The sequence below is a fragment of the Blautia sp. 2227st1_G12_2227SCRN_220401 genome (assembly GCF_039062885.1).
GTDB classification, from domain to species: Bacteria; Bacillota; Clostridia; order Lachnospirales; family Lachnospiraceae; genus Blautia_A; species Blautia_A fusiformis.
Window position 1 is genome coordinate 184,807 of the sequence record NZ_JBCLNI010000001.1, and the last position, 18,835, is coordinate 203,641.

Here is an 18,835-nt window from a genome sequence, read left to right on the forward strand (position 1 = left end):
ATGTTACTGTTTACTCTGTTCTCAGTAACACGCTTCGCGATGCACAGAATTTACGCTGATCGCATAAATTCGCGCGGTATGTTTCGGGTTTTCTGTGAGTGATAAGTGGAACTTTTATTTCTGTAAGCCATTTATTCCTTCATCTACGTAAAGGTCATTGCCGTCTGCCGCTGATGTGGCAAGCTGATCACACCGTTCATTTAACGGATTATCTGCATGTCCCTTAACCCAGTGGAAGCTTACCTGATGCTGCTCCTTGGCCTTCAAAAGGCGTTTCCAGAGATCTACATTCTTCACATCTTCGTTTTTTCCACGTTTCCAGTTTTTCTTTAGCCAGGAATCGATCCAGTGCTGATTAAAAGCATCTACCAGATATTTGGAATCGGAATACAGATCCACCTGGCAGGGGCGGTTCAGTGCTTCCAGTGCTACGATAGCTGCCATCAGCTCCATCCGGTTGTTTGTGGTTTTTTTGTAGCCTCTGGACAGTTCACGTTCATGTAGCTGGCCTTTGGTATCGATGTACTGAAGAACTGCTCCGTAGCCTCCCGGTCCATCCGGATTTCCCCGGGCTGCACCATCCGTATAGATTTTTACCTGCATATTTGCTTCTCCTTAAATTTTCAATTTTATGTCCATACGCCTGTTTGTTCAAAGTTTACTGCCGGAGACTATGTTGCTTATACCCAGTCTACAAAAAATGTATGGCCTTTATAAGTTTCATATTTCACTTTGCTGAAATTCAGATTCTGGTTCCAGAAATAGCTGGTCATCATGAAATACATATAATTAAAATCTTTCTGTTTAAATCCTCTGAGTGTTCTGGCTTTGCCGGAAGTGACATGTTTATTGAAAATAGTCATTGCTTCTCTTGCAGCCTGATAAGCAAGAGTACGGTTTTCAAACTGACCATTGAGACGTTTGAGAAGGGCCCCGTTCCGCACTACAGAATACTGTGGGGTTGTGCTGCTTCCGATATTCTCATAGATCACACCTCGTATCGTAGATGGAAATTCCTTGTCTGATTTGATCGTACGATTCAGAACACAAAGTGCTACTGCTTCCATTCCGATCTTGCCCTGATCGCCTGCCTCCGATTCGCAAAGTGCGGCCAGCAGTGCTTCATCGGATGTCTTGCCGTTGGCTATTCCAGGATGGCTCTTATATTCTTTTACCATAGTGTAATATCTGCTGTTTTTGGTATCGTAAACTTTGACATCTCCATTGCTGACATTTAGATTTGGTTTGGTAGTCTTCGCAGTGGCCACTCCGTCTGCTGCGATGGAGTATGTAATTCCATTCACTGTCACGGAGGTACTTACTGCCATGACACCGTTGGATTTAAAATAATAGTTCTTCTGATCGATCGTCTTCAGACCAGTATACATATAACCGGTACTGGTGGCAAAATAGTAGCTGATATTTTTGGATTTGTTTTTTACCCATTTGGTTGCCATATAACCGGAAGTTTTGTAAAAATAACGTTTCTGCCCTTTGCTGTTGGTGAGCCAGCCGGTTGCCATAATGCCTCCACCTTTTGTGAAATAACGTTTCCTTCCCTTGCTGCAGTTTACCCAGCCTGTGGTAAGCTTACCTGTTTTGGGGTTGAAATAGCGCTTATGGCCTTTGGAATCTGTCATCCAGCCGGTTGCCATAACACCCTTGCCTTTTGTAAAATAGTAGGTATATTTGCCATTGACCTTCATCCAGCCCTTTACCTGTACTCCGGTCTTTGTGTTAAAGTAGTACTTGTATCCGCCCAGGGTCAGCCAGCCTTTCTGCTTGCTCCCATCACTTTTTATGTAGTATGTTTTTCCATCGATAGTTTTAAAGCCTGCAGTGGCAGCCTGTACCTCTTTTGCAGAAGCAGAAAAGACTGTGCTTCCCACGATCAGCAGCATGGCAAGCATCAGACCCTTCAGCCATTTTTTTGTTCTGAAACTCTTCATAATTTTCCCCATTTCCTGTTTTAGATATAAAAGCTAGTTTGTCTCAAAAATTACAAAAATGTTACATTTCGTTTATTATATCGTAATGAATAAACACTGTCAACTTTTTTGTAACTGTGGACGGACTCCTGCCATATGATGAAGTGTAAATAAAATTTGCTGGAGGACTTATCGATGAGTGACTTAGCGGCTACCAATTGTGGATGTGATTGCGGATGTGGTTGTGATTCCGGATGCAGCACAGGATGTGGATGTAACAATAACTGTGGCTGTAATAATGGCTGCGGAACTTCCTTGTTTGGAAACGGTGGAAACAGCTGCTCCTGTATCCTTTGGATCATCTGTCTGATGTGTTGCTGTGGAAACAACAGTGGCTGTGGCTGTAATAACAACGGCTGCAACGACAGCTGTTGGATCATCATCCTTCTTCTGCTTTTGTGCGGAAATGGATGCGGCTGCAACAATTGCTGCTGATCTTTTGAAAAGGCAGAGGTTATTTCCTCTGCCTTTTCTGTTGCCGTTTTTCTGCTTCCTCCTGTTTCTGTTTTTTCTCTTCCAGACATTTCAGATCTATTTCATAAAAAGAATTTCCATCAATGACAAGTTCCTGTTTTTTTTCAGATTCCATAATCACATTCCTTTGAAAAATTTCTTCTATATATAATATGACCAGAGAAGGTTTCTGTCATATTTCTTTCTGCAAATTCATAGATTTCAGGAAAAAGGATTTTTTTATGGAACAGGAGCCTATCGCACGTACTGCTCTGGATGAAATGGTGGAAAGTGACCAGGATCAGATGCTGAAAGCCATGATCCCGTACCTTCCTTCTTCCGGGCAGCGGTTTTTATCTGTGTATACGAAAGTCCGGGAACTTCGGAATACCATGTCGCTTTTTCAAAGCAGCCGTAGAACAGCCGATCTGCAGGCTACCGGTTTTTCCGGCACCGATCCTCTGGAAATGCTGCAGGATATCCGTAAGTGCTGTGGCGGAGAAAATCGCCGTCAGATCGATCATATCACCAGTCTTATGGCTACGATCCAGATGCTTCAGATCATGAATGAAGATTCGTCAGGAGGTGAGAATCCATGAGTGATGACTGGAAAAATAATCCCCGGCTTTCCGGAATGGACCCTCAGAAGCTTTCCATGCTTCAGGGACTGGCAGATCAGGGATTGGGGAAAAATCCGTCCGAACTTCTGCCTTTTATCATGGGCGCAGCTTCTAAAGGAAAAAATGCGGGCTTAAATTTCAGCTCTGATGAGATCTCCACTATCATAGAAGTTCTGAAAATGGGGAAAAGTCCGGCAGAGGCAGCTAAGCTTGACAGAATTGTGAATCTGATGAAAATGATACGTCATTAACAGCTTTGTGATCCCGGAACAGCGGTTTTCTGTTCCGGGATTTTCTACTTTGTAATTCTTTTTATATTTGTCGGAATATAATCTGCAAAAATCTGACATATCCATAGATTCTATCGCATAATTCATAGAACATATTCCCTATTTTTGTGATATTTTTTTATCATTTTCCCTTTCTTCTTATATCAGTATATGGTATACTTGTCCGTGAAATGAATGATATGCAAAATAGGATTTTATGCGTCAAGTGTTTGGCGAATGGGGAGTTGTCGCCAGAACGAAAAGTACGTCTTACGGTATGAAATCCGCACCCGTTGCAGCAATATAAGAGAATATCTCATATTGTGTAGGGCTTTTTCGACATACGTTCTATTACAATTGGAGATATCTTTTTTTATGCGCAAAAATAAAAGAGACAGTCTCCGAAAAACGTGATTTTTTTAACAAATGGAGGTTGTTATTTATGGTAGACAAAGCAAAAGTTGAAGAGGCGATCAAGCTTCTTCTCGAGGGAATCGGCGAGGATGTAAACAGAGAGGGACTGCAGGGAACTCCGGAACGTATCGCCCGCATGTGCGAGGAAATTTATGGCGGACTTGATAATGAAGCGGATGAACATCTTCAGAAACAGTTTCATGTAGAGAATAATGAAATGGTTCTGGAAAAGGATATTACCTTTTATTCCATGTGTGAACATCATCTTATGCCCTTTTACGGAAAAGCTCATATCGCATATATCCCAAATGGCAAGGTTACCGGCTTAAGCAAGCTGGCCCGTACCGTTGATGTGTATGCAAGAAGACCGCAGATCCAGGAACGTCTGACTGTGCAGATCGCAGATGCGCTGGAACGTGTTCTCGCTCCAAAGGGAATCATGGTTATGCTGGAAGCGGAGCATACCTGCATGACCATGCGAGGGATCAAAAAGCCAGGAAGCAAAACGGTTACGACTGTTACCAGAGGTGAATTTAAAGAAAATATGGAGCTTCAGAAACAGTTTCTTGCTATGGTCAAGGACTGATGGACAGAGTGAATCAAATCTGGAATCATCCGCTCTATCAGAATGAGCTTAATAAGCTTCAGCTTCTGGAGACTGACCGTGAATTCTGCAGACATACACCGGAGCATTTTTTGGATGTGGCACGCCTTGCCTATATCCGGGCACTTGAGGAAAATGCTCCTGTTTCAAAGGAACTGATCTACTGTACTGCCCTTCTTCACGATATCGGACGGGCCAGACAGTATGAAGATGGCACTCCTCATGATGAGGCCGGTGCTGCTATCGCAGGACAGATCTTAAACGAGCTTGGATTTTCTATGGAAGAAATGGAAGCGATCATTGCGGCAATACGTGGTCACAGAGCTCAGACGGATCCGACAGTTCTTGGAAAACTGCTCTATACTGCGGACAAAAGCTCCAGAAACTGTTTTTCCTGTAAAGCAGAGCCGGAATGTTACTGGTCTCCTGCCAAAAAAAATATGACGATCCAATATTAGGAGGTTTTTCCATGAAAATCGGAAATCGTGAGTTTGATGTAAAAAACAAAACATATATTATGGGTATCCTAAATGTTACACCGGATTCTTTCTCAGATGGCGGAAAATGGAACGATATGGATCATGCCCTGAAACATACAGAAGCTATGATCGCCGAAGGTGCTGATATTCTTGATATCGGTGGAGAATCCGCACGTCCGGGGCATACACCGGTTGGCGCACAGGAGGAAATCGAGCGTATTCTTCCTGTTATCGAAGCAGTAAAAGGGCGTTTTGATATCCCCATCTCTGTAGATACCTATAAGGGATGTGTTGCGGAAGAAGCCCTGAAACACGGAGCAGATCTTATCAATGACATCTGGGGACTGAAATATGATCCTGAAATGGCTCCTGTTATTGCCAGATATCAGGCTCCCTGCTGTCTGATGCATAACAAAGATAATACTGAATACAATAATTTTATTGTGGATATGCTGGCAGAAACCCAGGAATGTGTCAATATTGCCAAACGTGCCGGTATTGCCGATGATAAGATCATCCTTGATCCTGGTGTCGGATTTGGTAAAACCTATGAGATGAACCTGATGACCATGGATAATCTGGAGCTTTTCCGGAAGCTGGGATATCCGGTACTTCTTGGTACCTCCAGAAAATCCATGATCGGACTTGCCCTTGATCTTCCTGTAGATCAGCGTGTAGAGGGAACTCTTGCCACATCGGTGATCGGTGTTATGAAGGGTTGTGCATTTGTCCGTGTTCATGACATCAAAGAAAATAAACGCGTCATCCAGATGACAGAAGCTATTCTGGGACGTTAGGAGGAACTGATGGATAAAATCGAAATCAGAGATCTTGAGATTTTTGCAAACCATGGTGTGTTTCCGGAAGAAACAGCTCTCGGACAGAAATTTGTTGTTTCTGCTGTTATGTATACAGAAACACGTCCGGCAGGGCTGACAGATGATCTTTCTGCTTCCATCAATTATGGAGAAGTCAGTCATATGATCACCGATTTTCTTCAGAAAAATACTTATAAACTTCTGGAGGCTGCTGTGGAGAATCTGGCAGAGATGCTGCTGCTTTCTCTCCCTCTTCTTAAAAAGATCACTCTCCGTATTGAAAAGCCCTGGGCTCCGGTAGGCCTTCCGCTGAAAACCGTTGCTGTGGAAATTACCCGAGGCTGGCATACGGCTTATATTGCTTTTGGTTCCAATATGGGGGATAAGAAGAAATACCTGGACAATGCGATCCAGGGTCTTCGGGATATGAAAGAGATTGTTGTTGAAAAGGTTTCCGAGTATCTTGTAACGGAGCCTTATGGGGATGTGGAGCAGGATGAGTTTCTCAACGGAGCCTTAAGAGTCCGGACGCTGCTTTCTCCGGAGGAGCTTCTTGACAGGCTGCATGTGCTGGAACAGGCTGCGGACCGGAAAAGGATCATTCACTGGGGACCAAGGACACTGGATCTGGATATTCTGTTTTACGATAATGAGATCATTGATACAGTGGAACTACATGTGCCTCATATTGATATGGAAAACAGGGATTTTGTTTTGAAGCCTATGGTGGAGATCGCACCGTATCTTCGGCATCCGGTGTTGAATTTAACAATGGAGCAGTTGTTAAAAAAGCTTGAGGGAAAAACTTTGGCGGTGTGACTTTATTTATTAAATAATAAAAAGATAACAAGCCCGATACAGATATCTTTACTACAATCTGTATCGGGCTTGTTTTGTATCAGTGTGAATTATTGACTATTATCTAAAAAATATTTTATTTCTGGTTTACCAGGTCGAATTCGTCGGTGATCTCTTTGGATGGTGCCTTGGTAATGAGGCTGACGATGATGTTTGCTGCAATGGCCACCAGGAATGCGGGAAGAAGTTCATAGATTCCCCAGGCGCCGCCGAGCGTGCTGATTCCGTATTTCCAGATAAATACCATGGAACCGCCACAGATCATTCCTGCCAGGGCTCCCTGCCAGTTGGAACGTCTCCAGAATAATGCCAGAAGTACCACCGGGCCGAATACGGCTCCGAAGCCTGCCCAGGCAAAGGATACGATAGTAAACACAGAGCTGTTCGGGTCGCGGGCAATAAACATGGCTACTACTGCGATGAGAAGAAGCGTGATCTTATCGGCTACCATGCTTTCTTTTTTTGTTTCTTTATCCTTCAGGATACTTCCGAGAAGGTCGGAAGAAACTGCTGAGGATGCTGCCAGGAGCTGAGAATCTGCAGTTGACATGGTGGATGCCAGGATTCCTGCAAGGATGAGTCCTGCAAGGATTGCTGCAATTACACCATGTTTACTGAGAAGATCTGCGATCTGAACGATAATTGTCTCAGATGCGGAGCCTTCCAGAAGGTCAAACTCTCCTGCTGCTGTCATTCCAAGTCCTACCACACCGATCAGTACTGCTACTGCCAGTGAGATCACTACCCATGTAGTTGCTACTCTTCTGGAAAGTGTAAGCTTCTCTTCGTCTTCGATCGCCATGAAACGAAGAAGAATATGCGGCATTCCGAAATATCCAAGTCCCCATGCAAGCATGGAAATGATATTAAGCAGTGGATATGCCTGTTCTGTTCCGGTTGTTGGATCATATGTAGTAAACATAGTCAGATATCCGGGCAGTGATCTTGCATGGTCTGCAACTGCTTCAATACCACCTGCTGTGCTGATCCCGAATACAAATACGATCACAAGAGCGATGGACATGATGATACTCTGGATAAAGTCCGTGGTAGATGCTGCCAGGAATCCTCCCAGTGTGGTGTATCCAACGATGACCAGTGCACTGATGATCATAGCTGGCAGATATTTTACACCGAAGAGACTTGCAAAAAGTTTACCACAGGCTGCAAATCCGGAAGCTGTATACGGAATAAAAAAGATCACGATAAAAATCGCTCCGATAGACTGCAGGATCTTTTTCTCATCTCTGTAACGATTACTGAAAAAGGATGGCAATGTAATGGAATTTCCTGCCACATGTGTGTAGCGGCGGATTCTTTTTGCCACGATCCTCCAGTTTACGTAAGTTCCGATCGCAAGGCCAATGGCTGTCCAGCCTGCATCTGCAATACCGGTAAGATAAGCAAGTCCCGGCAGGCCCATCAGAAGCCAGCTGCTCATGTCAGAAGCCTCTGCACTCATAGCTGTGACAAGTGGACCAAGCTTTCGTCCTCCAAGATAGAAATCAGAACTGTCATTATTGTTTTTGGAGCAAAGATAACCTACAAAGATCATTGCACCCAGATAGACGATAATGGCTGCCATTATACAAATATGTGCTGTTGTCATTGTTTCTCTCCCTTCCATGTTTCTGCTTTAAAATCACAAAACATGAGGGATTTTGCTTATGCATCCCCATGCTTTCTGCTTTTAAACCAGTTTTACACATATTTATAAATTTTATTATATTAACTTTAGAAAGTAAAGAGAATTTTTCGTTTTTTTACATAAAAAAGTATTTTATATGAAGAAAAAGGGCTGAACCATATAAGGCGGCCCAGCTCTTTTTCAAAATCTCTGTTTATTTTTCTTCCATACGCTTCTGCACATCTTCCACTGTATATGCAAGCTTCTCAACATCCTCGGAATAAGTCAGCCCCTCCTTCTCAGCCAGAGCTTTCAGAACACCGATCGTTTTCTGAAGATGCATGTAGTTTCCGCGGAGGAACCACCTGTCAGCGCGATGTATTCTCTGTAATAATTCATGAACATGTTCATTTCCGGGCTGTCCTGATTATATACTACAACACCTATTGTATATTGGATATCTCCGTCTTCGACAGCAGCAGAATGCCCAGTACTTTAAAGTTTTTAAAAATCATACTGTTTTGTGCATTTCCTTATTTTTCCGTTACATAATGGCAGGCTACTTCATGTCCGGACTCTACTTCTGTGAGCACAGGACGGATCGTCCTGCATTTCTCCATGCAGTGTTCGCAACGATTCTGGAATGGACAGCCATGAGGAACATCCAGAGGGCTGGGGGCCTCACTTTCGATGCTCTCGATCTTTTTGTTCTGATCCATATGAATGGAAAACTGTGCCCCCAGAAGAGCCTGTGTATATGGATGAAGAGACTTTTCCGTAACATCCTCTCCCGGAATTACCTCCACGATATTCCCGAGGTACATGACAGCAATCTGATGAGCAAAGGAACGGATCAGAGCCAGGTCATGGCAGATAAAAAGCATGCTGATGTTTTTCTCCTTCTGGAGACGTACCAGAAGCCGGATCACGGACTCCTGTACGGAAACGTCAAGTGCAGAGGTAGCCTCATCGCACACCAGGATCTCCGGTTCCAGGGAAAGTGCCCGGGCAATACTGATACGCTGACGCTGTCCGCCACTCATGTTATGTGGATAGCGGTCTGTAAAATCTTCAGGAAGCTCTACCATTTTCAGAAGTTCTCTGGCCTTGGATTCCTTTTCGCTTCTTTTCAGCTTTCCGTAATTGATCAGGGGTTCTGTGAGAATATCCACGATCTTCATTTTGGGGTCAAAGGACGCCAGCGGATCCTGGAATACCATCTGCATGTTCTGACGGTTCAGCCAGGTTTCTTTTTTGGAAAGATCAGAGAGGTTTTTTCCATGGTAAAGGATCTCTCCGCTGGTCGGCTTGTCAAGAGAAATGACCATGCGGACAAAGGTTGATTTACCGCAGCCACTTTCTCCGACGATTCCCAGAGTCTTTCCTTTATAAACATTTAAGTTTACGTCATTGCAGGCTGTTAAAGTTCTGCCGCCGGAAGCCGGGAACTGTTTTACGATATGTTTTGCACTGAGTACGATATCGGATTCCTTAAACATAACGCTGTCCCTCCATTTCCGGCACTGCAGCCAGCAGTTTCTTTGTATAGTCACTGGTCGGATGCTCCATGACTTCATCTCGTGTTCCCTGATCCACAACTTTTCCGTTCTGCATAACAACAAGCTGATCAGCCATATAGGCTGCTACGCCAATGTTATGGGTAACAATGATGATACCGGTTCCGAAATCATCACGAAGCTCCATCATCTGGCGTACGATCTGTGCCTGTGTGGTAACATCCAGCGCACTGGTCGGCTCATCTGCAAGAAGCAGCTCCGGGTTAAAAGTCATGGCCATGGCAATACCAACTCGCTGGCGCATACCACCGGAAAGCTGGTGAGGATAACTTTTCATGATATTTTCTGCGTCAGGAAGACGCATTTTCTGAAGCATGGAGCATCCCTTCTTCCATGCTTCTGCTTTGGATACATCCGTATGTGTACAGATATATTCTACATACTGACTTCCAATCTTACGGATAGGGTTCAGGGTTCCGCCGCAGTCCTGGAAGATCATGGAAATGCGGGTACCCCTTAAATTTCTCCATTCATCCTTTGTATTGGAAAGCAGAGAATGTCCGTGAAACTGAATATCTCCGGTGCTGACCCGGCCACCTCCGGCAAGTGCGCCGAGGACAGCACGGATCACGGTTGTTTTTCCACTTCCACTCTCGCCTACCACACTGATGATCTCCCCCTTCTTCATGGAAAGGTTGAAATGTTCAATGGTAGGTGCCTGTTTTCCGTACTGAACGGAAAGATCCTTGATCTCAAGCATAAATAAGCGCTCCTTTACTCGGCAAGAGTGATATCCTTTGTCAGCCAGTAATAATCCATTGGATACATCTTAACACCTGTTACCTTTTTGTTGGAGAAGAGGTAGGTTGTCTCATAACCAAAGAATACAGTTGCAGCATCATCCATGATATCCTGCTGAATATCGATGATGAGATCTTTTCTCTTGTCCTCATCAAATGTCTGCGCAAGCTCGTCAAGAAGCTTGTCAACCTCCGGGTTATTGTATCCTGCAGTATTGTTTGCAGAGGAGCTGTACCAGTTCTCTCTTAAGTAGTTCTCAGGGTCTCCAGTGTTTGCTACCAGCACGTTCCAGATCAGAAGGTCATACTGACCGGAATCTCTCATGTCAAGAAGTGTCTCATAACTTACTGTGTTCAGGTTTACGTTGATACCGATCTCCTTCAGACTGGCCTGTGCTGCCTGTGCGTATACACCAAGCTCGGCACGGCTTGTGTAGATAACAAAATCAAGAACAAGAGGATCTCCGTCAGGAGTTTCTACAAATCCGTCACCGTCAACATCTTTGTATCCAGCCTCATCAAGGATCTTCTTTGCGCTGTCCGGATCATAGGAATTTTCATCCTTCAGATCATCGAATCCAAAGTCAAGTGTTGGAGGAACCGGTGCTTTACCAGCTGTTGCACCACCCTCGAGAAGAGTGTTGCAGTATGTTTCCTTGTCAAGACCACGAAGAAGTGCCTGGCGAAGAGCCTTATCGCTGAGTGCATGATCCTCGTTCTGGTTCATGAATGCATAGGTGGAACGAAGAGACTGAAGCTCCTGGATGTCGTAATTGTCATTTCCCTCAAACTCAACCAGGTTCTCTGTTTTCAGGTTGTAAGCGATATCGATCTCACCTGTCTGAAGAGCCATGGAACGTGTTGTCTGGTCATCCACACATTTCAGTGTAACTTTATCAAGGGGAACTTCTCCATCCCAGTAGTTCTCATTTTTTACTACGATACAAGAATCCGTCGGGCTGAAAGATTCTACTGCGTAAGGTCCTGTACAGATCGGTCCTTCCATGGCAAATGTAGAATCATCTACATTTGTATCTACGATCAGAAACAGCGGGTCTGCAAGGCATCCGGCCATGTTTGCATTTGCTCTGTTCAGATGGAAGATCAGGTTCTGTCCGTCAACTTCGAGGCTGTCGAGATCAAAGAATTCCGGAACACGGTCACTCTTTTCAGCGGTACGTTCGATGGAGGCTTTTACCATCTCCGGTGTCATATCGTCACCGTTGGAGAATTTTACGCCCTCACGGATCTTGAAGGTCCATGTTTTTCCATCGTCACTGTTTTCCCACTTTTCCGCAAGACATGGAACGATCTCACCGTTCTCATCGAATTTTGTAAGGCACTCACCGATCGCATAACGGGATACAACCCAGCTGAAATACTGCTCTGTCGGCTCCAGTGTATCTGCAAAGCTTGTTACTCCGATGGTGATCTCCTTATCACTTTTTTTGTCACCTTTTGCCTGAGCCACTGTTGTCATTGAAAGGGTCATCATACATGCAAGTGTAGCAGCCAGCACTTTTTTAACTACATTATTTCTCATTTCATCCTCCTAAAGATAATATACTGATTATATGGTGTTGGTTTGTTACAGAGTTGTTTTATTGATCCTGGCGCGGATCCAGTACATCACGGATGCTGTCTCCAAGCATGTTGAAAACAACAACACAGATCACGATAGCGATACCAGGGTAGATCATAAGCCATGGCGCCTTTGCCATGTAGGTTCTTCCTTCATTCAGCATCAGTCCCCACTCCGGTGTCGGCGCAGTTGCACCAAATCCCAGGAATGAAAGGGAAGCCAGCTCCAGCATCATGGTTCCGATATCTGCTGCCGCAGTTACCACCATCTGGGTTACCATGTTGGGAAGAATGTGTACAAGAAGAATTTTCCAGGTCTTTGTTCCGTTTACTATAGCTGCCTCTATGTAAAGACTCTTCTTGACTTTCAAGACCATACTTCGTGCAAGACGGGCATATTTTGTCCAACTTACAGCCGCAATGGAGATAACGGCATTGACCAGGTTTGGTCCAAGCATACCGGCAATAGCAATGGCCAGTACAAGCCCAGGGAAGGAGATCATCATATCTGCGATACGCATGATCACTGCATCCACAACGCCGCCGAAATATCCGGCAATAACTCCTAAAAATGTACCGATGACAAAGATCACCGCAACCAGACATAAGGTCATGATCAGAGAGGTTCTTGTTCCGAAGATAACACGGGAAAGAAGATCTCGTCCAAGCTTATCCGTTCCGAACGGATGAGCGGAACTTGGCTCCTGCAGTGATTCGGTCATAACTGCATTCAGTGGATCATATGGTGAGAGCTGCGGCGCAAAGATCGCAATTCCGATCACCACGAGACCCAGAATGAAGAAAAGAGTGAACTGTTTATTTTCTTTGAATGTTCGTAATACCTTTTTCAATTATCTATCCTCCTTAAGTCTTGGATCGAGATAAGTATAGGACAGATCCACAAGCAGGTTGATGCACATGTACAGGATCGCGATCCAGAGTACATAGCCCTGTACAAGAGGATAGTCACGACAGGAAATTGCTTTTACTGCCATATTTCCCATTCCGGGCCAGTTGTAAATGATCTCTACAACTGCAGTACCTCCCAGAAGACTTCCAAGGGAAAGTCCCAACAGCGTTACCAGCGGAAGCATAACATTAGGAAGGACGTGTTTCCAGAGAATGACGCTTTCCTTGATTCCACGCATTCTTGCACCTGTGACATAATCCTGATGAAGTTCCTCCAGCACTGCACTTCTTACCTGTCTGGTATATTTTGCAGACATGGCAAGTGCAAGAGTCAGCGCCGGGAGGATCATGGATTTAAAATCCGTACTGCCTCCTGCAACATTGATCCAGCGAAGCTGAACACCAAAGATGCTGAGAAGGATCAGGCCCAGCCAGAAGCTTGGAACAGATACTCCCACAAAGGTAATTCCTCTCACAAAATAATCCGGGAATTTGTTCTGATATACAGCGGCCAGGATTCCAAGCGGTATGGAAATAATGACCATCATCAGAAGTGCCAGCAACGACATCCTCAGCGTCGGCCAGAAACAGGATACCAGTTTATCTGTTACCGGCATTTTGAAAGAATAGGACTGTCCCATATCTCCTGTAACAACACCCTTCAGCCAGGAACCATACTGCACGAGAAAGGGCTGATCAAGGCCAAGCTCATGTCTTGTCTGTTCCAGAAGCTCTGGTGTAGGAAGATTACCACACTCTGTCAGCATGATCTCCGCAGGATCACCAGGTGACAGGTAGGTCAGTCCAAATGTGAAAAAGCTGATTCCAAATAATACAATGATGATCTGGAGAAATCTTTTTCCTACTTGTTTCTTTGTCACGTTTTACTCCTTTCCTCATTTGATGCGATTTTAACATTGCCGTTTTAATTTAGTTAGATAAAAGAAACTATTGGATTCTTAATATGCAGAATATGCATGGAATTTTAGAAAATTTGCACGAAAAAAGCCCGTGACGAAATACGGGCACACAAAATAAATATGCTTCCTATCTTCCGTAAGAATCATTTTAAAACAATTGCAAGCAGGTCTCCTGACTTAGGATCCTTACCCTCAGACACCTTCCCGGTCTATTTCTCACGCACTCGACCAGTGGTACTTTGTCTGAGGATTTCCCCTTACAGTGACGGGATCGTACCGGATTTACACCGGTTTCCCTATTAATCCTCTCAGAACTTACAACGGCTGATGTGAAAATCAGCAAATGCTGTCAAATTACTGAAACATTATATGATAAAACTATAGTTTATGTCTATGGAAAAATGTTATATTTTTAGAAAACTCATAAATTTTGTTAAAGATGCTTGAATTGTATATATCCCCCATGGGGGATTTGACAATTGGATTTATCTGATCTGCTAAAAAAACACGGATTTTACCTCGCTATTTTTACAAATAGAATAGCAAATGGTAAAACCCGGTTTTCTTACTGTTTCAATATGATTTCAGACAGAAGCGTTCTGAAAAGGTTGTTTACTATCAGGTCAGAGTCTCCGTGATCGCTGCATATGCGATCATTGGTCCGTCTTCAATAATGTTCAGACTGGCTGTCTGATAAAGTACGACTCCGTTTTCAGTTGCAATAGATGTGTAAAGTAAATTTCCATAGTAATCTCTCAGTTCACCCAATTCTTCTCCCTTAAAGAAGTACTCTCCAGGCTTCTTGGATGGATACCAGCATCCGGTATACGGCGCATATTCATAGACTACATTTTCAAGAAGCATCTGACGGTAATGCTTCAGACCATGACATTTCTTTCCCTGGAGATGAAAAACAAGGTGACGGACGTCTCTTTTATCCTGTTCTACTTCCTCCCAGGTCCAGTAGCTGTGTCCGCCTCTTTCGATGAGAATACTTGGAATTCCAAGAGAAGAAGCATAATTGTAGGCGCCACCTGTGGCGGTTGTGGAACGGACCACATATTTTACGCCGATATGCCGTGCCATATGTAATGATTTCTCTGCTGTCTTTTCATCTACAACCCCTACATAATAAACATAGGGATGAAGCTGTTCGAACCCATCTCCGCTATGCAGGTCGATATAATAATCTGCTATGGAAAAAAGCTTTGTCACTATAGCATAGGCAATACGATCTGCAGCTGTTCCCTCAGGATCTCCGGGGAAAACGCGGTTCAGGTTCTTGCCATCCTCATAGACCAGACTCATGGTGCGATGCTCAAAGCCACTGACATTGACCAGTGGAACGATGATCACATTTCCCTTTAGTTCTTCCGGTTGAAATTCTTTTGCAAGTTCCATTGCCGCCTGGATTCCTACATACTCCGCACTGTGTATTCCCGCTGTGATCAGTATCGTCGGTCCGTCTTTCACTCCGCATATCACAGTTGCCGGCATTGCTATGCCGTATCCTGTGATCTTAATTTTCCCCTGTGCCTTCTCTCCTTTTTCAATCACCCAGTCATCAATTTTGATCATTGGTTGTTTCCCTTTTCCTTTTTTATATTTCCGCACTTTTGACGATAAGTATATCATGCCTAACCGAAATTGTACATATTCTTTTAAGATTCCGGGAAAACAGAAAAAAGCTTTCGTAACCGTTCATTCTGATCCGACGTACAAAAGCTTTTTTCCTGAATGATATATAATTTATCTTTTTACCAATTCTTTGGTGATTTCTTCCCAGCTGACTCCTTTTTCCACCATAAGTACCATCATATGATAAAGAAAATCTGAAATTTCGTATTTAATCTCTTCTTTATCTGGATTTTTGGCTGCAATGACGATCTCTGTGCATTCTTCACCGACTTTTTTCAAAATCTTGTCAATTCCCTTATCAAAAAGATAATTGGTATAGGAACCTTCCTTTGGATGTTCTTTTCGGTCAGTGATCACATCATACACATTCTGGAACACGTGAAGTGGGTTGGTATCATCGTACTCTTTTTTCAGCAGCGGTTTGAAGAAACAGGTACGGTTTCCTGTATGGCAGGCTGCGCCAATCTGCTCCACTTTGGCAAGGATCGTATCATTATCACAGTCAATAGTAAGAGACTTTACATACTGTACGTGTCCGGATGTCAGACCTTTGGTCCAGAGCTCATTCCGGCTGCGACTCCAGTATGTCATTTTTCCAAGCTTCAATGTTGTGTTAAAAGCAAGCTCATTCATATAGGCCAGCATCAGTACTTCATCCGTCCGGTAATCCTGGACAATAACCGGAACCATTCCGTCACTGTTTAATTTAAAGTCCGACCATGCAATATTACTTTTATATGTGTTTACCGGAATTCCGGCTTCTTCGCAGGTTTCCTTAAATGTATGCAGATCATTTTCAAGACTGCTTACATAAGCACCGCAAAGTCCGGACACAGCTGGTTCTCCTAAAAGCTCCAGAACGTTCTCAGATCTGTTTTCATCGGTATGAAGAACAATGGAAATCTGAGAAATCTCTGCAATTTCATTTTCGACAGTGTCCAAAGCCAGAACAGTGTCTGCATATGTTTCGATCAGATCCTGATTTTCTGTGAATTCTCTCAGATCAGAGATGCTGATCATCATACGCTCTTTTCCAAAGCGCCGGGATACTTCTTCCAGAAGCTTGATATTATTCTCTTTCGAAAAATTCAGTACAACTTTGGCACATCCCGCATAGATCAGCTTTTTTACATCTTCCATACGTTTGATATTTCCCGCTGCGATCACCGGGATCTCAGATACCTGACAGATATCACGGATTTTTCCGATCGCACGGTCATGCTCTGCATCTGCGGAAGAAAAGTCAAATACCAGAAGCTCATCTGCCCCATTGTCACCGTAAAATTTTGCAAGTGTTTCTACATTTCCGTCTCCGAAAAGATTTCTCTGTCCAAATCCGGTTACCGCCTTTTCTGAATGAAGATAAAGGCATGGGATCAACTGTTTGTTCATAAGTGGTCTCCTTCTGTATCAGAGGCTTCCCTTGGTAGAAAGCACGTCTGTGATCCGGGAATCGTACTGTGTTGCTGCATCAAGGGCTTTCGCAAAGCTTTTAAACATGGCCTCTGCCACATGATGGCTGTTTCCTCCGGAAAGAACCTTGATGTGAAGATTCATTGCTGCGGAATAGGATACTGCATAAAAGAATTCCTTTACCATCTCTGTAGCCATATCTCCTATTTTTTCCGTAGAAAACGCTGCATCCCATCCAAGATAAGGTCTTCCGGAAAGATCTACTGCGCAGAGCACAAGCACTTCATCCATAGGAAGGATACAGCTGCCGTAACGTTTGATTCCTTTTTTGTCGCCAACTGCCTCACGGATAGCGTTTCCAAGGACGATCCCTGTATCTTCAATGGTGTGATGATCATCTACATTCAGATCACCGTGGACTCTCAGCGTAAGATCATACAGTCCATGGCGCGTAAAACCGTCCAGCATATGGTCAAAAAAGCCAATGCCTGTATCAATATCGGAACTTCCTGTTCCATCAATATTCAGCTGCAGACGTATCTGCGTTTCTTTTGTGTTTCTTTCGATCAGTGCTTCTCTTGCCATTATTCGTTCTCCTTGTCCTCTTCCTCAAAACGGACTGCAATGGAATTTGCGTGTGCAGTCAACTGTTCCGATGTGGCAAACTGGATAATGTCCTTGTGGATTTTTCGGAGTGCTTTCCTGGAATAATATACAATACTGGATTTCTTGATAAAATCATCTACAGAAAGTGCGGAGAAAAATTTTGCGGTTCCATTGGTAGGAAGCACATGGTTTGGTCCTGCAAAATAATCTCCAAGGGGTTCAGAGCTGTGCTCTCCGATAAAGATCGCACCTGCATTTCGTACCTTCATCATATCTTCAAAAGGATTCTTTGTGACGATCTCCATATGTTCAGAAGCAATTTCATTGGCAGCCTCAATGGCCTCGTCCATATCTTCTGCGATCAGGATATAACCAAAGTTCTCCAGGGATTTCTCAATAATGGCTTTTCTGGAAAGTACCTCAACAAAACCTCTGACTTCTTTATCTACCTGATCTGCAAATTCCTCATTTGTTGTGATCAGGATCGCAGATGCCATCTCATCATGTTCTGCCTGAGAAAGAAGATCTGCTGCAATATAACGAGGATTTGCAGTCTCATCTGCAAGAACGAGGATCTCGCTTGGGCCGGCAATAGAATCAATGCTTACGTATCCATAAACTGCCTTTTTTGCAAGCGCAACAAAAATATTTCCGGGTCCTACGATCTTGTCAACCTTTGGAATACTCTCGGTTCCATATGCAAGTGCTCCGATGGCCTGTGCACCACCCACTTTATAGATTTCATCTGCTCCGGCTTCGTTGGCAGCAACAAGTGTGCTTGGATTTACTTTTCCGTCTTTTCCAGGAGGTGTTGTCATTACAATACGGTCAACACCGGCAACTTTTGCAGGAACGATATTCATAAGCACGGAAGACGGATATACAGCCTTTCCACCGGGAACGTAAACACCTACACAGTTCAGAGCGGTTACCTTCTGACCAAGCATGGTTCCGTCTGTTGTGCTTGTGAACCAGCTGTTCTGAAGTTGCTTTTCGTGATAGCTGCGGATATTCACCAATGCTTTTTTGATCACATCGATCAGGGAAGGATCTACCAGCTTGTATGCTTCCTCGATCTCCTCAGGGGTTACACGGATCGTATCCTTTGTCACTTCGACTTTATCAAATTCTCTGGTAAATGCAAATAACGCGGTATCTCCCTCTGCTTTTACTTTGGCAAGGATATTTGCTACTGCATCCTCGTATTTTCCATAATTATTAGGGCTTCTTTTTAAGAGAGTTTCCAGAATATCTTTTGTAGATTCTTTGGTGAGTTTTACCTTACGCATAATAAATTCTGCCTTCTTTCTGTATTTTGGAG

At 43.9% G+C, this 18,835-nt stretch carries 21 protein-coding genes and 2 riboswitches; of the genes, 7 read left to right on the forward strand and 14 right to left on the reverse strand.

What is annotated here, in order from left to right:
* Positions 1 to 114 precede the first annotated feature (114 nt).
* Together rnhA and ABCM67_RS00920 are read right to left on the reverse strand one after the other, a co-directional pair.
* Positions 115 to 603, reverse strand: a complete 489-nt coding sequence (gene rnhA / locus ABCM67_RS00915; protein WP_114002518.1) for a ribonuclease HI — start codon at positions 601 to 603, stop codon at positions 115 to 117.
* A 77-nt stretch (positions 604 to 680) separates the two neighbouring features.
* Complete coding sequence (locus tag ABCM67_RS00920) at positions 681 to 1,949, reverse strand: cell wall hydrolase (RefSeq protein ID WP_114002517.1); 1,269 nt, start codon at positions 1,947 to 1,949, stop codon at positions 681 to 683.
* Positions 1,950 to 2,123: 174 nt separating this feature from the next.
* On the opposite strand from ABCM67_RS00920, the gene ABCM67_RS00925 reads away from it, so the two are divergent.
* Entirely contained in the window at positions 2,124 to 2,423 is a 300-nt protein-coding gene (locus ABCM67_RS00925) for a hypothetical protein (protein WP_092070538.1), read from the forward strand.
* Positions 2,424 to 2,442: 19 nt separating this feature from the next.
* Here the strand turns inward: ABCM67_RS00925 and ABCM67_RS00930 are convergent, their stop codons facing one another.
* Entirely contained in the window at positions 2,443 to 2,577 is a 135-nt protein-coding gene (locus tag ABCM67_RS00930) for a hypothetical protein (RefSeq protein WP_255363762.1), read from the reverse strand.
* Between the two features lie 106 nt (positions 2,578 to 2,683).
* On the opposite strand from ABCM67_RS00930, the gene ABCM67_RS00935 reads away from it, so the two are divergent.
* From ABCM67_RS00935 to folK, 6 genes are all read left to right on the forward strand, one after another.
* Positions 2,684 to 3,040 (forward strand): hypothetical protein, encoded by a 357-nt coding sequence (locus ABCM67_RS00935; protein WP_022426549.1) that lies wholly within the window; start codon positions 2,684 to 2,686, stop codon positions 3,038 to 3,040.
* Positions 3,037 to 3,312, forward strand: coding sequence for a hypothetical protein (locus tag ABCM67_RS00940; protein WP_015524936.1), 276 nt, complete (start codon positions 3,037 to 3,039; stop codon positions 3,310 to 3,312). Before ABCM67_RS00935 ends, ABCM67_RS00940 begins: the two co-directional genes overlap by 4 nt.
* Positions 3,313 to 3,531: 219 nt before the next feature.
* A riboswitch (THF riboswitch) is annotated at positions 3,532 to 3,628 on the forward strand.
* Between the two features lie 144 nt (positions 3,629 to 3,772).
* A complete protein-coding gene (gene folE / locus ABCM67_RS00945) occupies positions 3,773 to 4,330 on the forward strand; it encodes a GTP cyclohydrolase I FolE (RefSeq protein WP_015524935.1) in 558 nt (185 codons plus the stop codon).
* On the forward strand, positions 4,330 to 4,806 hold the full coding sequence (locus ABCM67_RS00950) for an HD domain-containing protein (RefSeq protein WP_021651470.1): 477 nt from the start codon (positions 4,330 to 4,332) through the stop codon (positions 4,804 to 4,806). The genes folE and ABCM67_RS00950 overlap by 1 nt, the downstream gene beginning before the upstream one ends.
* 11 nt (positions 4,807 to 4,817) lie before the next feature.
* On the forward strand, positions 4,818 to 5,624 hold the full coding sequence (gene folP, locus ABCM67_RS00955; protein WP_342992421.1) for a dihydropteroate synthase: 807 nt from the start codon (positions 4,818 to 4,820) through the stop codon (positions 5,622 to 5,624).
* A gap of 9 nt (positions 5,625 to 5,633) precedes the next feature.
* Positions 5,634 to 6,464, forward strand: a complete 831-nt coding sequence (gene folK / locus ABCM67_RS00960) for a 2-amino-4-hydroxy-6-hydroxymethyldihydropteridine diphosphokinase (RefSeq protein WP_114002516.1) — start codon at positions 5,634 to 5,636, stop codon at positions 6,462 to 6,464.
* A 115-nt stretch (positions 6,465 to 6,579) separates the two neighbouring features.
* Here the strand turns inward: folK and putP are convergent, their stop codons facing one another.
* The 11 genes from putP to hisD form a co-directional block, all read right to left on the reverse strand.
* Positions 6,580 to 8,112 carry a sodium/proline symporter PutP gene (gene putP / locus ABCM67_RS00965; protein WP_110103526.1) on the reverse strand — a complete coding sequence of 511 codons (1,533 nt, stop codon included), beginning with the start codon at positions 8,110 to 8,112 and terminating at the stop codon, positions 6,580 to 6,582.
* A 232-nt stretch (positions 8,113 to 8,344) separates the two neighbouring features.
* On the reverse strand, positions 8,345 to 8,473 hold the full coding sequence (locus ABCM67_RS00970; RefSeq protein WP_021651475.1) for a hypothetical protein: 129 nt from the start codon (positions 8,471 to 8,473) through the stop codon (positions 8,345 to 8,347).
* A 190-nt stretch (positions 8,474 to 8,663) separates the two neighbouring features.
* A complete protein-coding gene (locus tag ABCM67_RS00975; RefSeq protein WP_114002515.1) occupies positions 8,664 to 9,629 on the reverse strand; it encodes an oligopeptide/dipeptide ABC transporter ATP-binding protein in 966 nt (321 codons plus the stop codon).
* Positions 9,622 to 10,407, reverse strand: coding sequence for an ABC transporter ATP-binding protein (locus tag ABCM67_RS00980; protein ID WP_114002514.1), 786 nt, complete (start codon positions 10,405 to 10,407; stop codon positions 9,622 to 9,624). Before ABCM67_RS00980 ends, ABCM67_RS00975 begins: the two co-directional genes overlap by 8 nt.
* A gap of 14 nt (positions 10,408 to 10,421) precedes the next feature.
* Positions 10,422 to 11,990, reverse strand: a complete 1,569-nt coding sequence (locus ABCM67_RS00985) for an ABC transporter substrate-binding protein (RefSeq protein ID WP_147602982.1) — start codon at positions 11,988 to 11,990, stop codon at positions 10,422 to 10,424.
* Between the two features lie 58 nt (positions 11,991 to 12,048).
* The gene (nikC, locus tag ABCM67_RS00990) at positions 12,049 to 12,879 is read right to left on the reverse strand and encodes a nickel transporter permease (RefSeq protein ID WP_021651479.1); all 831 of its coding nucleotides are present in this window, start codon (positions 12,877 to 12,879) and stop codon (positions 12,049 to 12,051) included.
* Positions 12,880 to 13,818 (reverse strand): nickel ABC transporter permease, encoded by a 939-nt coding sequence (gene nikB / locus ABCM67_RS00995; RefSeq protein WP_021651480.1) that lies wholly within the window; start codon positions 13,816 to 13,818, stop codon positions 12,880 to 12,882.
* Between the two features lie 183 nt (positions 13,819 to 14,001).
* Positions 14,002 to 14,191, reverse strand: a riboswitch (cobalamin riboswitch).
* A 284-nt stretch (positions 14,192 to 14,475) separates the two neighbouring features.
* Complete coding sequence (locus ABCM67_RS01000; protein ID WP_015524925.1) at positions 14,476 to 15,435, reverse strand: M14 family metallopeptidase; 960 nt, start codon at positions 15,433 to 15,435, stop codon at positions 14,476 to 14,478.
* A gap of 171 nt (positions 15,436 to 15,606) precedes the next feature.
* The gene (hisIE, locus tag ABCM67_RS01005; protein WP_092070566.1) at positions 15,607 to 16,887 is read right to left on the reverse strand and encodes a bifunctional phosphoribosyl-AMP cyclohydrolase/phosphoribosyl-ATP diphosphatase HisIE; all 1,281 of its coding nucleotides are present in this window, start codon (positions 16,885 to 16,887) and stop codon (positions 15,607 to 15,609) included.
* 18 nt (positions 16,888 to 16,905) lie between these two features.
* Complete coding sequence (gene hisB, locus ABCM67_RS01010) at positions 16,906 to 17,493, reverse strand: imidazoleglycerol-phosphate dehydratase HisB (RefSeq protein WP_015524923.1); 588 nt, start codon at positions 17,491 to 17,493, stop codon at positions 16,906 to 16,908.
* Entirely contained in the window at positions 17,493 to 18,803 is a 1,311-nt protein-coding gene (hisD, locus tag ABCM67_RS01015; protein ID WP_022426334.1) for a histidinol dehydrogenase, read from the reverse strand. Before hisD ends, hisB begins: the two co-directional genes overlap by 1 nt.
* Positions 18,804 to 18,835: the final 32 nt, after the last annotated feature.

Excerpts from the sequence above, each read along its gene's own strand:
- folP (WP_342992421.1), top strand. The coding sequence starts at position 4,818 with ATGAAAATCGGAAATCGTGAGTTTGATGTAAAAAACAAAACATATATT.
- hisIE (WP_092070566.1), bottom strand. The coding sequence starts at position 16,887 with ATGAACAAACAGTTGATCCCATGCCTTTATCTTCATTCAGAAAAGGCG.
- hisB (WP_015524923.1), bottom strand. The coding sequence starts at position 17,493 with ATGGCAAGAGAAGCACTGATCGAAAGAAACACAAAAGAAACGCAGATA.
- ABCM67_RS00980 (WP_114002514.1), bottom strand. The coding sequence starts at position 10,407 with ATGCTTGAGATCAAGGATCTTTCCGTTCAGTACGGAAAACAGGCACCT.
- hisD (WP_022426334.1), bottom strand. The coding sequence starts at position 18,803 with ATGCGTAAGGTAAAACTCACCAAAGAATCTACAAAAGATATTCTGGAA.
- ABCM67_RS00935 (WP_022426549.1), top strand. The coding sequence starts at position 2,684 with ATGGAACAGGAGCCTATCGCACGTACTGCTCTGGATGAAATGGTGGAA.
- ABCM67_RS00920 (WP_114002517.1), bottom strand. The coding sequence starts at position 1,949 with ATGAAGAGTTTCAGAACAAAAAAATGGCTGAAGGGTCTGATGCTTGCC.
- ABCM67_RS00950 (WP_021651470.1), top strand. The coding sequence starts at position 4,330 with ATGGACAGAGTGAATCAAATCTGGAATCATCCGCTCTATCAGAATGAG.
- ABCM67_RS00985 (WP_147602982.1), bottom strand. The coding sequence starts at position 11,990 with ATGAGAAATAATGTAGTTAAAAAAGTGCTGGCTGCTACACTTGCATGT.
- putP (WP_110103526.1), bottom strand. The coding sequence starts at position 8,112 with ATGACAACAGCACATATTTGTATAATGGCAGCCATTATCGTCTATCTG.
- ABCM67_RS00930 (WP_255363762.1), bottom strand. The coding sequence starts at position 2,577 with ATGGAATCTGAAAAAAAACAGGAACTTGTCATTGATGGAAATTCTTTT.
- folK (WP_114002516.1), top strand. The coding sequence starts at position 5,634 with ATGGATAAAATCGAAATCAGAGATCTTGAGATTTTTGCAAACCATGGT.
- ABCM67_RS00970 (WP_021651475.1), bottom strand. The coding sequence starts at position 8,473 with ATGCATCTTCAGAAAACGATCGGTGTTCTGAAAGCTCTGGCTGAGAAG.
- rnhA (WP_114002518.1), bottom strand. The coding sequence starts at position 603 with ATGCAGGTAAAAATCTATACGGATGGTGCAGCCCGGGGAAATCCGGAT.
- folE (WP_015524935.1), top strand. The coding sequence starts at position 3,773 with ATGGTAGACAAAGCAAAAGTTGAAGAGGCGATCAAGCTTCTTCTCGAG.
- ABCM67_RS00925 (WP_092070538.1), top strand. The coding sequence starts at position 2,124 with ATGAGTGACTTAGCGGCTACCAATTGTGGATGTGATTGCGGATGTGGT.
- ABCM67_RS01000 (WP_015524925.1), bottom strand. The coding sequence starts at position 15,435 with ATGATCAAAATTGATGACTGGGTGATTGAAAAAGGAGAGAAGGCACAG.
- ABCM67_RS00940 (WP_015524936.1), top strand. The coding sequence starts at position 3,037 with ATGAGTGATGACTGGAAAAATAATCCCCGGCTTTCCGGAATGGACCCT.
- ABCM67_RS00975 (WP_114002515.1), bottom strand. The coding sequence starts at position 9,629 with ATGTTTAAGGAATCCGATATCGTACTCAGTGCAAAACATATCGTAAAA.